Source organism: Natronococcus sp. CG52 (assembly GCF_023913515.1).
Classification (GTDB): domain Archaea; phylum Halobacteriota; class Halobacteria; order Halobacteriales; family Natrialbaceae; genus Natronococcus; species Natronococcus zhouii.
Genome location: NZ_CP099391.1, coordinates 1493754 through 1507335, shown reverse-complemented (window position 1 = coordinate 1507335; position 13582 = coordinate 1493754). Strand labels below are relative to the sequence as shown.

Here is a 13582-nt window from a genome sequence, read left to right as displayed (position 1 = left end):
GTTATGAGTTACGACACCACTTCCACATTTGACAGCAGCACCGAATCGCGACCCGATCGCGGCGAGAACGCCGCCCTCGATTCGACCGGCGAGAAAGACGCGATCGGTTCGTTACCCGCGCCATCGATCGACGTAGAAAACCGGGTCGGAAACTATCTCGCTGAAAATTCGACTACCCATGGCACGAACTGACTACCAGCAGCAACTCGAGCAACTGCGCACGAACGTGGTGGAGATGAGCGACGCCGTCCGTCGACGGCTGCAACGAGCCCTCGAGGCGTACGAACGGAAGGACGACGAACTCGCAGCGTCGATCGTCGCGAGCGACCACGAGATCAACGAGCTGTACCTCGAGCTCGAACAGGAGTGCATCGACCTGCTCGCGCTCCAGCAACCCGTCGCCGGCGACCTGCGGTTCATCGCGGCGTCGTTCAAGATCATCACCGATCTCGAGCGTATCGGCGACCTCGCCGTGAACATCGGCGAGTACACCCAGCAGGCGAAGCGGGATCGGTACTCGGACATCGACATCGCCTACGTCGGCGAGGAGACGATCGACATGATCGAGGACGCGATGGCGGCCTACGCGAGCGACGACGCCGCGGCAACACACGAGGTCGCGGCCGACGACGACGAGATCGACGCGCTCTGCGAACGAGCGAGCGAGGTCGTCATCCAGGACCTGCTCGAGACCGAGGCCGGCGACGAACCGCTTCTCGAGGACGTGTCCCGGATGTTACTGACGATCCGCGACCTCGAGCGCGTCGGCGATCACGCGGTCAACATCGCCGCGCGAACGCTGTACATGGTCGAAAACGACGACGAACTGATCTACTGATCGGTCCGCGCCGAGCACGAGACCACGAGCTGACGCCCATCGACGAGATCGAACGGGCGAGCGCCGCTTCCGAAATTTACATCCGCGAGGGGACCCCCACCGCTCGAGGCCACTGAAAGAACGGCATCCGGAGTCCGGGGTTCGGGATACCCCCCGCCGTCGTCGATCACTTCGAATCCCGTCAGGCCGCCCTCCGTGTCCGGTAGTAGAGTCCGCTCCGGGTGCCGTCGAACTTGTTGTTGTTCGGTGCGGCGAACTTTCCTGGCGTTTTCCGGGTCCTCGAAGTCGTACAGCGTGTTTCCGTAGTCGTTTCTACTCGAGGAAGAGACACCGCGCGAACCATCGGTTACGGGATCCGAAACGAGCGCCCGGTGTCCGTTCGAGGCTCAAACCGAAAGAAGCGGAAGGATCAGGGCGTCACGGCCGCGTGCCGACTACTCCGGCTTGTTCTCCCAGGGCCACTCGCCGCCCTCGTTCCACCCCGGACGGTCGGGTATTTCGTCCGTTCGGCCGGGATCCCGGTCGAACACCGTCCCGTTAGCGGTCTCCAGGAGGATAACCCGGTTCTCCTTCCGGCACTGCCGGATCATCTGGCCCTCCATCCGCTCTCCCTTGTCCGGGATCTGACCGGTCATCTCGTTCAGGACGCTGCCGTAGCCGCGGATGCCGTACGCGTTGCGGGCGATGTTCCCTCCCGTGCCGCCGGGATAGACGGACAGCTGGCGGTTCGCGAAGCCCTCGACTTCGTCCCACATCGCGACGTTCAGCCGGCGAGAGAGCGCTACTGCGTCTGGATCCGCGTTCTCGTTAATCGGCCAGAAGTTCGAGGAAGTGTAGTTATCACCGGGGTTGTCGCCGTCGCCGTAGTACGGCCCGCCCTGCGTGTGGAGGTCGGCGACCCACAGCGGGTCGAGCTCCGTGACGTAGTCGATCATCGCCTGCGTCTCCGGCGAGGGGTTGTCGGTCGAACCGGGCTCGTAGTGGTGCTGGCGGTTCGGGTCGACGCCGTCCGCGTTCTCCCGCTGGTTGCGCATCCCGCCGTCGGGATTATGCATCGGCAGGACGTGTACGGTGAGTTCCTCGCGCACCGTCGTGGCGTAGTCGGAACCGCTCCTCGAGAGGTGCTGGAGCTCTTTGAGCATCGCGTTCGTCCCCGTCGGCTCGTCGCCGTGCTGTTCGGTCGTGATGAAGACGTCCGTCTCGCCGCTACCGACTTTCGCGACGACGAGTTCGCGGCCCTCGAGGCTCTCGCCGATCTGCTCGAGTTCGACGCTCCCGGTCGCGTTCCGTTCGATGCGATCGAGCTCGTTCAGCAGTTCGCCGTGAGTGAACCAGCGGCGAGTCTCTTCGCGGGCCCACGTCCGTTCGGCGCTGACGAGACCGGATCCGACCAGGCTCGCGCCGCCGATTCCACCGACCAGCTTGAGTGTGTCACGTCGATGCATGATACACTCGATGGAGGAGTTACCACAGATATACGAGTTCCCGCAATCAACATATTTTGACTTTGTCGAATAGATTTAAATATCGCTTTCATTAATTTCCTTTAAGTAATACGACTCCGATACTACCGGAAAGCGGCGCTATTACTTCGATCAGCGGTACGTTTGCTGACTCCAGTCGAACCGAGACGCTCGCCCGGTATCGATCAGTACCGATCGTTCGCAAACCCGAAAATACACTCATTCGATAGTCTATATTTCCCGAAACGGTTTTTAACAATAATATTGAGCGTACGGACGGCGCACCACTTCATGTCACGAGATCACACGCAATCAGCGAACGAGAACCACACGGACGAGACGAGAGAGTCATCCGGCCTCCGGCGTCGAGCGTTCCTCTCGCGGACGGGAGTCGCCGCCGGTGCGCTCACCCTCGGGGGTTCGACTATTGCAGGCGCGGACGTCCAGGAGGTCACCGACGTCCCCGGCTTCAGTTGCGAGCAACCGCAGTTCACGTGCGGCCAGCAGGTGACCGCAGGCGACGGGATGGTCTCGAGCGTCGATCCGATCGCTTCCGGGGTCGCCGCCACGGTTCTGCGCGAGGGCGGCAACGCCATCGACGCCGCCGTCGCGCTCCAGTACGTACTGACGGTCACGCAGCCACACGGTTCCGGTATCGGCGGCGGCGGCTTCATGGTCGTCTACAGCGCCGACGAAGACGAGGTCGACGTCGTCAACAGCCGCGAGCGAGCGCCCCAGGGCGCGACGGCGGACATGTTCCTCGACGACGACGGCGAGCCGATCCCCTTCGACGAACGCATTCAGCAGGGACAGGCCGTCGGCGTTCCGGGTACCGTGATGGGACTCGAGACGTCGCTGGAACGCTACGGCACCTGTTCCCGCCAGCGGCTGGTCGAACCGGCGATCACGCTCGCCCGAGACGGGTTCACCGTGGACGCGATCCTGGCCAGGGAGATCGAGGAGAACTGGGAGAAGTTCAACGACGAGGCCAGGGAGGTCTTCTCCGACGATGACGGAGAGCCGCTCGAGGCCGGAGACACGCTGGTCAACGCGGACCTCGCGGATACGCTCGAGGGGATCAAACGCGACGGCGCCGAGGCGTTCTACGAAGGACCGATCGCCGAGGACCTCGCGGCGACGGTCCAGGACGCGGGCGGCAGCATGACCACCGACGACCTCGCCGCGTACGACGTCACGATCGACGACCCCGTCCGCAAGGAGTGGTACGACGTCGAGATCGTCGGCCAACCGCTCCCGAGTTCGGGACCGAGCGTCGTCGCCGCCGTCCTCCGGATGCTCGAGTTCCTCGAGATCGACCGGTACGACCTCCGCTCGCCCGAGGCGTTCCACCTGATCGCCGAGACGACGCGGTTGGCCTGGGCCGACCGGGACGAGTACATGGGCGACCCCGAGTTCGTCGACGTTCCGATCGAGGGGCTGCTGGACGACGAGTACCTCCGGAGTCGCGCGGCGCAGGTCTGTCTCGGGAACACGCTCGCGGACTACGGCGCCGGCGAGTGCGTAGATCCGGGCGTGCCGCCGGGTGCGGAGGCGGCGGTGACCGGCGCGTTCGTCGATCAGATTCCCGGATCGACCGCCCACTTCTCGGTCGTCGACGGCGACGGCAACGCCGTCGCCTACACCTCGACGATCGAGCAGTTCATGGGGTCGGGGATGATGGTTCCCGGCCGCGGCTTCATGCTCAACAACGAACTGACGGACTTCGACGCCGAACCCGGCGGACCGAACGAGGTCGAACCGTGGAAGCGCCCGCTGAGTAGCATGAGCCCGACGATGGTCCTGCGCGACGGCACGCCCGAGTTCACCGTGGGATCGCCGGGCGGGTGGACGATCATCACCTCGGTCGCGCAGACGCTGCTTCACCACTACGTCTACGGCCTAGATCCGCTCGAGTCGATCACCGAGCCGACGATCTTCACGAACGACTGCATGGATATCATCTGGGACGAAGGGGTTCCGGAGCACGTCCGCGAGACGACCGCGGAGTGGGGACAGGTCTGGGACGACGAACCCAGCGAACTCGGCAACGTGCAGGCGATCCAGGTCGACGGCGACCGGCTGATCGGCGCGGCCGATCCGAACCGCGACGGGCAGGCCGTCGGCTTCGATCGCGCTCCCGGGGGCGGAAGCGACGACTAACGGCGCGAAGACCGTCGCCTCCCGGAGAGGTTCGGAGCGCGCCGGCCGGCGACGCGAACCTATTTCACCCGACGGCCACCAAACTCGAGCCAATGGTTTCGGAACTCTTCGACGAGGAGCAGTGGGAGCCGATCGAGGACGTCGATCGGGACTTTCGCGACATCACGTACCACCGGGCGGTCGACTCCGGAACGGTCCGGATCGCCTTCGACCGACCCGAGGTTCGCAACGCGTTCCGGCCGGGAACGGTCGACGAACTGTACGACGCCCTGGACCACGCCAAACGCCAGACCGACGTCGGCTGCATCCTGCTGACCGGGAACGGTCCCTCCCCGAAGGACGGCGGCTGGGCGTTCTGTTCCGGCGGGGACCAGACGATCCGCGGCGAGGACGGATACCAGTACGAGGGTGATGAAGACCGTGCATCCGAACAGGGACGACTGCACATTCTCGAGGTCCAGCGACTCATCCGCCACGTTCCGAAGGTCGTCGTCTGCGTGGTTCCGGGGTGGGCCGTCGGCGGCGGCCACTCGCTGCACGTCGTCTGCGACCTGACGCTCGCCAGCGAGGAGCACGCCAAGTTCCTCCAGACCGACCCCGACGTGGCGAGCTACGACGCCGGCTTCGGTTCGGCCTACCTCGCCAAGCAGATCGGCCAGAAGAAGGCCCGCGAAGTGTTCTTCCTCGGCAAAACGTACAGCGCCGAGGAGGCCGAAGAGATGGGGATGGTCAACGAGGTCGTCCCGCACGAGGAACTCGAGGAGACGGCCCTCGAGTGGGGCGACCGGATCAACGCGAAGAGCCCGACGGCGATGCGGATGCTCAAGTACGCGTTCAACATGACCGACGACGGGATGGTCGGCCAGCAGGTGTTCGCCGGCGAGGCGACGCGACTGGGTTACATGACCGACGAGGCGAAGGAGGGCCGCGACGCGTTCGTCGAGGGCCGCGAACCCGACTTCGACGACTATCCGTGGCACTACTGAGCCGCAGGTGCGGTCACCGATAGCGGTCTTTGCTGTACGGAAACGAAATGCTTTGTTCGTTCGCTCCCGGACGATCGCGTAGTGACGTCCCTCGATCGCGCCTCGCTTTCGCGACGACAGACGCTGCGCGCGCTGGTCGCCGCCGGCGGTGCGAGCGCGCTCAGCGCCTGCCTCGAACTCACCGCCGAGGGTGCGGACGTGCCGACGGGAACCGGCGATTACGACTCGCTTCCCGACCGACAACACGCCTGGAACGACGTCCTGCCGACGGACGACCACGGCAACGTTCGGCCGCCGGCCCACCACGTTCTGATCGCGCTGTCGCTCACCGACGGTGTCGACGAGGACGCCCGAGGAACGACCGAAGACGCGTTACGAACGCTCGAACGAGCCTACGAGTGGAGCAACGAGGGACTGGTCTTCACGCTCGGCTACACGCCGGCGTACTTCGACCGGTTCGATACGTCGCTGCCCGAGTCGGCCGATCTCCCGAAACCCGTCGCGCTGACCGATCAGGAGGAGCCGACGTTCGACGGGTACGACGCCGTATTACACCTCGCGAGCGACCGCTCGCGGGTCGTCCTCGAGGCCGAGGAAGCGCTGTTCGGCGACCGGGAGACGGCCAACGGAGTGGAGATCGAGACGCCGCTCGCGGACGCCTTCGACCGACTCGAGGAACACCGCCGGACCGGATTCGTCGGCGAGGGGCTCCCTGCCGACCACACGGCCGTTCCAGGGGTTCCCGAATCGATCCCCGAAGAGGCGCCGTTCTTCATGGGCTTTCGTGCGGGCTTCGATCGAAGCCAGGCGACGGAGGACCGCGTGACGATCGAGTCGGGCCCCTTCGCCGGCGGAACGACCCAGCACGTCTCCTCGATGGCGATTCAGCTCGAGACGTGGTTCGAGCAGGATAATCACTTCCAGCGCGTCGCGAAACTGTTCAGCCGCGAGCACGCCGTCGAGGAGCGGGTCGGCGACGTCGGCGAGAAGCTGGCCGCGTCGAACGGGCTGACCGACGAGCGAATCGAGGCGACCGAAGCGGACGCCCGCGAGCACAACGTCGTCGGCCACGCCCAGAAGGCGGCTCGAGCCAGGGAGGACGGCGAGCCGTCGCTCCTGCGACGGGACGTCAACACCGTCGACGGGGATCGTCCCGGACTCCACTTCATCGCCCTCCAGCGACGGATCGGCGATTTCGTCCGGGTCCGCGAGGCGATGACGGGGGCGGATCTCGACGTTCCCTCTGCGAACAACGGAATTCGTCACTACGTCTTCGTCGATCGGCGCGGGAACTACCTGCTACCGCCGCGGTCGTTGCGCTCGCTGCCGCCGGCGAATCCGGTCGCCGACCGCTGACGCGAACGACGGCCGCCGACTCCCCGTTCGATCGGCCCGGCCGCAAACCGATACTGGCTCGTAGGGCCGATCTGAACGCACCAGACGACTACCACGACCGACAATCCATGCAGGATCGAGACACCATCGACCGACGTACCTTCGTTCGACGAACAGGCGTAGCGACGGGGACGCTCGCGCTCGCGGGCTGTCTCGGAAACGACACCGAAACCGACGAGGACGACGAAGACGACGTATCGGCCGTTCCAGAGACCGTCCGAGTCGAAGATCCGCCCGAGGCGGTGTACGTCCCCACGCACCGCGAGGCGATGCGGATGCTCGAGCCCGTCGACGCCGGGGGGTACAGGCTCGCACCGATGCTCTCGTACCCCCACCCGTTCTGGCTGGTCGCCGGAGACGGCGCGGGCGACGCGATCTCGCGCGAGAGCCCCGACGACGGTCGCGGCGTCCACATGATGTTCGTCCTCTGGGAGGAGGCGACCGGGACCGTCCTCCCGGTCGACGAGGGCGCACAGATTCGCCTCGAGCGCGACGGCGAACGGGTCGGCTCCCCGCGGTCGCCGTGGGCGATGATCTCCCAGGAGATGGGCTTTCACTTCGGCGACAACGTTCCCCTCCCCGAGGACGGAACGTACACGGTCGAGGTGACCGTTCCGCCGCTCTCGACTCGGAAGACCGGCGAACTCGAGGGGCGACTGGAGGAACGCGAAACCGCGACGTTCGAGTTCGTCTACGACGACGCGTTCCGCGAGGAGGTCGTCGGCGGCGTCGACTACCTCGACGAGAGCCTGTGGGGCGAACGCGGCGCCCTCGAGCCGATGGACCACGGCGGCTCAGCTGACGAGGACGAGCACCACGAGGACGGAGAGCGAGGGGATACGGACGAAGGCGAGGATGGGGACCAGGGGGACGAAGCGCACGGTCACGACGATTGGTACCGCGTCCCCTACTCCGCGCTCCCGGGCGTTGGCGAATACCCCGGGACGCTCCTCGTCGACTCCGACGGCGACGACGTCCCCGAGTCGACGACGGATCTGCCGCGAAGTGGCGACGCAGCGTTTCTCGAAACCCTTCTCGAGTCCGAATCCCGGCTGGCCGACGGCGACGACCGGTATCTGCTCGTCTCGCCGCGGACGCCGTACAACCGCGTCCCGCTCGCGGACATGTCCCTCAGCGCAACGGTCGAACGGGGTGGCTCCGTCGTCGCCGAATCGCCGCTCGAGCAGACGATCGACGGCGAGTACGACCTCCACTACGGCGCGTCGCTGTCGTCGATCCGGCCGGGCGATTCGGTGACGGTCACGATCGACTCGCCCCCGCAGGTCGCTCGCCACCAGGGGTACGAGACGGCGTTTCTCGAGATGCCACCCCTCGAGCTAACCGTTCCGGAGGAACGATGACCGGGCGATCGCCGCCGCGCGCCGCCGTCGCGCTCGCACTCGTCTGCTGTCTCACGCTCGCACTCGGGATCGCCGCAGCGCCGGCCAGCGCCGGCGACGGGATAACCGTCGTCTCCTTCGATTCCGGCGAGGTCGACGCCGACGCGGGCGAGACCGTCACGCTCGAACTCGTCGTGAGCGATCACGGCGACTACAGCGGTAACGGGATCGACAACCTGTCCGCTACCGTCGCGTACGACCCCGCCGTCTTCACGGTGACGGACGTCGAGCACGGACCGATGCTCGCCGGCGACGATCCGGACGCCGAAGTCGAAGGGGCGGCCGGGATCGAGGCTGAGGCGGGGACGGTAACGATCGGTCAGGAGCGAACGCCGTCCGGCGACGGGACAAAGGGAACCGGAACCGCGGCCACGCTCACGCTCGAGGTGGCCGACGACGCCGAGCCGACGACGGAGAGGATCGAAATCACGGAGTCGTCGACGATGCTGATAACCGACTACCCGCAGCATACGGTCGAACGCGACGCCACGGTCCACGTCGAGGGCGGCGCGGAGCCCGACGAGGGGGCGGAACCGGAGGACGCCCTCGACGGCGACGACGACCCCGAGGGTGTCACACTCGCGGACGAACCGGCGGCGAACGAGTCGAACGCGAGCGACGACGCAGACGAGGACGAGACGACGACCGAGGGTAACGGCGACGATGCAGATTCCGTTCCCGGATTCACCGCGATCGCAGCGATCCTCGGTATCGCGACGCTGCTCGTCCGCCATTCCCGTCGGTAACGCACCGGTGGTCGGTCGCTCACTCTCGACCGCAATGCCAACGTTGACACTTCCTCGAGTGGGACTACTCGAGCAATGAGCACGGCGGAAGTCGATATTTCGCGGACGAAGGCGTGGGTGATAGCCGCACGCCCGCAGACGTTGCCCGCAGCGGCGGCGCCCGTCATCGTCGGGACCGGACTCGCGGTCTACGAGGGCGTTTTCGCCCCGATACCGGCGCTGATGGCGGTAATCGGTGCAGCACTGATCCAGATCGGAACCAACTTCGCGAACGACTACTACGACGCGATCAAGGGCGCCGATACCGACGATCGGGAGGGCTTTACGCGGGTCACCCAGTCCGGACTCATCGCTCCGGAACGGGTCAAACTCGCGACGATCGTCACGTTCGCGCTGGCGATCCTCTCGGGAACCTACCTCGTCTACGTCGGCGGCGTCCCGATTCTCGTGATCGGTCTCGTGAGCGTTTGCTGCGGATGGGCCTACACGGGCGGACCGTACCCGCTGGGATACCACGGCCTCGGCGACCCGTTCGTCTTCGTCTTCTTCGGACTCGTCGCCGTGACCGGGACGTACTACGTCCAGGCCGCCGCCCACCTCGAGCCGTTCACGACGACGGTTCCTGCGGGGACGGTGACCCGCGAGTCGATCCTCGCCGGCCTCCCCATCGCCGGCGTCTCGACGGCCGTCCTGGTCGTGAACAACATCCGCGACAGGGAAACCGACGCGGAGACCGGAAAGCGGACGCTCGCCGTCCGCCTCGGCTATCGGTGGAGTCGTCTCGAGTTCGCTGCCCTGCTCGCGCTCGCCTACCTCACGCCGCTGTGGTTCTGGCTCGGCGAAGGGTTCGGTCCCGAAGTGTTGTTGCCCCTCGTGACGCTTCCCTACGCCGCGCTGATCGCGCGAACCGTCCTGACGCGGACCGACGGCGAGGCGCTCAACCCCGCCCTCGAGCAGACCGGGAAACTGCTCGCGATGTACGCGCTGTTGTTCGCCGGAGGGTTCGTGCTGCTATGACCGACGAACCGACACTCGACCTCGAGCACCGTCCGTTCTCGCTGCCGCTAGCCACGCCGCTCGAGACCGCGAGCGGAACGATCGGCTCCCGCGACGGATTCCTCGTTCGCGTTACCCGGCACAGCGACGGGGCGGTCGGCTACGGCGAGGCGACCCCGCTTCCAGGCTGGACGGAGTCCCGAAAAGACTGCGCCGCCGCGCTCGAGCGGGCACAGCGGACGATCCGGAGCGGTAGCGCGAGGGAGGCGTTGGCGGCGGTCGACGAGGCGGTCGCCGCGAGACACGGCGTTTCGCTCGCACTCGCGGATCTCGAGGCCTCGACCGAGTCGACGCCGCTCTACCGCTACTTCAGCCCGAACGCGCTCGTCGCGCGGGTTCCGGTGAACGCGACGATCGGGGATCGATCGGTCGACGAGAGCGTGACGGCGGCACGACGCGCCGTCGACCGCGGCTTCGACTGCTGCAAATTCAAGGTCGGCCGCCGAAGCGTCGACGAGGACGTCGAACGAGTACGCCGCGTCCGTGAGGCCGTCGGTCCTAACGTCGAACTCCGCGCGGACGCGAACGGCGCCTGGTCCTACGACGAAGCCGCCGCCGCGATCGAGGCCTTCGCCGACGTCGGCGTGTCGATCGTCGAACAGCCGCTGCCGGCCGGGGCGCTCGAGGGCCACGCCGAACTCAGGGGGAAGGGCGTCGCGGTCGCCCTCGACGAGGGGCTGCTCGAGCACGGCGTCGACGCGATCTGCGAAGCCCGGGCCGCGGACGTCCTCGCGATCAAACCGATGGCCCTCGGCGGACTCGACGTCGCCCAGCAGATCACCGCGTGGATCGCCGAACTCGAGATCACGCCGCTGGTGACGACGACGATCGACGGCGTCGTCGCCCGAACGGGTGCGGTCCACCTCGCGGCGGCGATCCCGGATCTGCCGGCCTGCGGGCTGGCGACCGGAGAGCTGCTCGCCGAGGACCTCGGCCGCGATCCCGTCCTGCTCGAGAACGGTTCGGCGGTCGTCCCGCAGGCGAAGGGACTCGGCGTCGAGGGGGTGTGGAACGAGTGACGGGCGCGCCGGTCGACTGGCCGACTCACAACCTGGTGACACACCGTGTCCGGGCGACGCCCGAGCGAACGGCTGTGGTCGATATGGAGACGAACGATCGCTGGAGCTTCCGGGAATTCGACCGGCGAGTCGACGACGCCGCTCGAGGTATCCGGCGAGCGCTCGGGAACCCCCAAAACGATCGGCTCGGCGTCCTGATGGACACCCGGCCCGCGTTCGCGACGGTCTTCTTCGCCGCGATGCGACTCGGCGCGACGGTCGTTCCGCTGAACGTCCGCGAGACGACCGGTGAACTCGCCGCGAAGGTCGACCGAACGGGGCTCGAGGCGATCGTCTGCGAGGCGGGGACCGAATCGAGCGCGCTCGAGCTAGCGGACGAGGCGGCGCTCGAGGGCGAGTGCGTCTGGTCCGTCGACGATCCCGAGATAGAGCGGGTCCGGGCGTTGTACTCGGACCGGCGCGAAACTGAGTCGGAGTTCGAGGGGGATCGGACCGTCGAACCAGTCTCGCTCGGGCGCGACGAGACGCAACTGATCATGTTCACCTCCGGGACCTCCGGCGAGCCGAAGGGAGTGCGACTGACCGTCGGAAACCTTGTCGCCAGCGCGACGGCCTCCGCGTTCCGGCTCGGCGTCGATCCGGACGACCGGTGGCTCTGTTGTCTCCCGATGTACCACATGGGCGGGCTGGCCCCCGTCGTTCGGTCCGTGCTCTACGGTACCACCGTCGTGATCCAGCGCGCGTTCGAACCGCGCGAGACGGCCCGGATTCTCGAGCGCGAGAACGCGACCGGCGTCTCCCTGGTACCGACGATGTGCAAGCGGCTGCTCGACGCCGGCTGGCAGCCCGCCGAGGCGCTCCGGTTCGTTCTCCTCGGCGGCGCGCCGGCCTCGAGCGAACTGCTCGAGCGCTGCCACGCGGCCAACGTGCCGGTTCACCCGACCTACGGAATGACCGAGACGGCCTCCCAGATCGCCACGGCGACGCCCGCCGAGACGCGGACTCAGGAGGGGACCGTCGGCCAGCCGCTCCTCTTCGCCGACGTGACGGTCGTCGACGACGATGGGGAGGGAGTTCCGATAGGCGAACCGGGCGAACTCGTCGTCTCGGGGCCGACGGTGACGCCCGGCTACCTCGAGCCCGAGCGAACCGACGCAGCGTTCGGCGGCCGGGGGCTCTACACGGGCGACGTCGGTTACGCCGACGAGGACGGCCGGCTGTGGGTGCTCAACCGCCGAAGCGACCGGATCGTCACCGGCGGCGAGAACGTCGACCCAGGCGAGGTCGTCGCGGTGCTGCGCTCGCATCCAGGCGTCGCCGACGCCGCCGTCGTCGGTCTCGAGGACCGCGAGTGGGGCGAACGCGTCGGCGCGCTCGTCGTTCCCGAGGGAGCCGACGGACCGGCTGGAGGCCGGTCTGAGACCGCCGCCGAATCGCTGGCCCTCGAGTCCGTCCTCGGCCACTGCGACGATCGCCTCGCGGGATTCAAGCGGCCGAAGATGATCGCCGTCGTCGCGTCGCTTCCGCGGACGCCGTCGGGGACCGTCGACCGCGAGGCGACGCGAACGCGCCTGCTCGAGTCGGGAATCGACGTTTCCGACTGGTCGCGGTCGTCGTAATCTACTCGCGAACCGCGCCTCGAAGCCGTCGAACAGACGCGAAGTTAAGGCGTTCGCGCTCCTATCCCGGACCGTGTGTACGCTCACGCTCGCCTGGCAGGTCTTCGACGAGACACCCGTCGCAGTCGCCGCAAACCGTGACGAAGCGCTCGAGCGCGAGTCCCTGCCGCCCGACGTCTACCGCGAGAAGCCGCGAATCGTCGCGCCGCGGGACGTCGAAGCGGGCGGGACCTGGATCGGCTACAACGAGTTCGGCGTCTTCGCCGGCATCACGAACCGGTGGGGCGACGCCGACCTCGCGGGTGAACGATCCCGCGGGTTGCTCGTCGCGGACGTCCTCGAGGCCCGCTCCGCCGCCGACGCAGCGACGATCGTCGAGGAGCAGACCGAGAGCCGGGAGTACGAGGGGTTCTACCTCGTAATCGCGGACGAGACGGACGCGTTCTGTTACGAGTGGGGCGGCGACCTCGAGCGAACCGACTTCGACCCCGGCGTCCACGTCGTCGTCAACGTCGCGGTCGACGACGACGCTCGGGTTCCAGAGATCCGGCCCGATGCGGCGCGGGAACAGGCGGAAAACGGTCGCAGGCTGCGTCGCGAGTTGGCCGCTGAATCGGACGAGACGGCCGAGGAGTGGCTCGAGCGAGCCGGAACGGTGCTCGGGGATCACGAGTACGGCGTCTGCGTTCACGGGGACGGGTTCGGCACCCGTTCCTCCTCGTTGATCGCCCTGGGCGAACGGTCTCGGTACGCGTTCGCTCCGGAGCCGCCCTGCGAGACGAGCTACGAGTCGGTCGCGGTCGGAACCGACTCGCTGGAAGAGCGCGAAGGGCACATTTAAGCGGCTCGCCCTGCCTCATACGAGTATGAACGCACTCGCGCCCGTAGCGGCGAGCACGG

The 13582-nt window shown here is 67.1% G+C and carries 12 protein-coding genes; 11 read left to right on the top strand and 1 reads right to left on the bottom strand.

Annotated features, from left to right (window positions below):
• Window positions 1-3: 3 nt before the first annotated feature.
• Complete coding sequence (locus tag NED97_RS07675; protein WP_252490120.1) at window positions 4-192, top strand: hypothetical protein; 189 nt, start codon at window positions 4-6, stop codon at window positions 190-192.
• Window positions 179-838 carry a phosphate signaling complex protein PhoU gene (phoU, locus tag NED97_RS07670; RefSeq protein WP_252490119.1) on the top strand — a complete coding sequence of 220 codons (660 nt, stop codon included), beginning with the start codon at window positions 179-181 and terminating at the stop codon, window positions 836-838. Before NED97_RS07675 ends, phoU begins: the two co-directional genes overlap by 14 nt.
• A gap of 434 nt (window positions 839-1272) precedes the next feature.
• On the opposite strand, the gene NED97_RS07665 is transcribed toward phoU, so the two are convergent.
• Window positions 1273-2283: a M14 family zinc carboxypeptidase gene (locus tag NED97_RS07665; protein ID WP_252490118.1), complete on the bottom strand. Its 1011-nt coding sequence runs from the start codon at window positions 2281-2283 to the stop codon at window positions 1273-1275.
• 309 nt (window positions 2284-2592) lie between these two features.
• On the opposite strand from NED97_RS07665, the gene ggt reads away from it, so the two are divergent.
• The 9 genes from ggt (at window position 2593) to NED97_RS07620 (ending at window position 13523) form a co-directional block, all read left to right on the top strand.
• Window positions 2593-4461 carry a gamma-glutamyltransferase gene (gene ggt, locus NED97_RS07660; protein ID WP_252490117.1) on the top strand — a complete coding sequence of 623 codons (1869 nt, stop codon included), beginning with the start codon at window positions 2593-2595 and terminating at the stop codon, window positions 4459-4461.
• 92 nt (window positions 4462-4553) lie between these two features.
• Window positions 4554-5447, top strand: coding sequence for a 1,4-dihydroxy-2-naphthoyl-CoA synthase (locus NED97_RS07655; protein ID WP_252490116.1), 894 nt, complete (start codon window positions 4554-4556; stop codon window positions 5445-5447).
• A gap of 81 nt (window positions 5448-5528) precedes the next feature.
• Window positions 5529-6803, top strand: coding sequence for a DUF7405 family protein (locus NED97_RS07650; RefSeq protein ID WP_252490115.1), 1275 nt, complete (start codon window positions 5529-5531; stop codon window positions 6801-6803).
• A gap of 107 nt (window positions 6804-6910) precedes the next feature.
• Complete coding sequence (locus tag NED97_RS07645; protein WP_252490114.1) at window positions 6911-8203, top strand: DUF7350 domain-containing protein; 1293 nt, start codon at window positions 6911-6913, stop codon at window positions 8201-8203.
• On the top strand, window positions 8200-8988 hold the full coding sequence (locus tag NED97_RS07640; RefSeq protein WP_252490113.1) for a cohesin domain-containing protein: 789 nt from the start codon (window positions 8200-8202) through the stop codon (window positions 8986-8988). Before NED97_RS07645 ends, NED97_RS07640 begins: the two co-directional genes overlap by 4 nt.
• A gap of 75 nt (window positions 8989-9063) precedes the next feature.
• Window positions 9064-10005, top strand: coding sequence for a 1,4-dihydroxy-2-naphthoate polyprenyltransferase (locus tag NED97_RS07635; RefSeq protein WP_252490112.1), 942 nt, complete (start codon window positions 9064-9066; stop codon window positions 10003-10005).
• On the top strand, window positions 10002-11063 hold the full coding sequence (locus NED97_RS07630; RefSeq protein WP_252490111.1) for a mandelate racemase/muconate lactonizing enzyme family protein: 1062 nt from the start codon (window positions 10002-10004) through the stop codon (window positions 11061-11063). The genes NED97_RS07635 and NED97_RS07630 overlap by 4 nt, the downstream gene beginning before the upstream one ends.
• A complete protein-coding gene (locus NED97_RS07625; protein ID WP_252490592.1) occupies window positions 11060-12682 on the top strand; it encodes a class I adenylate-forming enzyme family protein in 1623 nt (540 codons plus the stop codon). Before NED97_RS07630 ends, NED97_RS07625 begins: the two co-directional genes overlap by 4 nt.
• A 73-nt stretch (window positions 12683-12755) precedes the next feature.
• On the top strand, window positions 12756-13523 hold the full coding sequence (locus NED97_RS07620) for an NRDE family protein (protein WP_252490110.1): 768 nt from the start codon (window positions 12756-12758) through the stop codon (window positions 13521-13523).
• Window positions 13524-13582 lie beyond the last annotated feature (59 nt).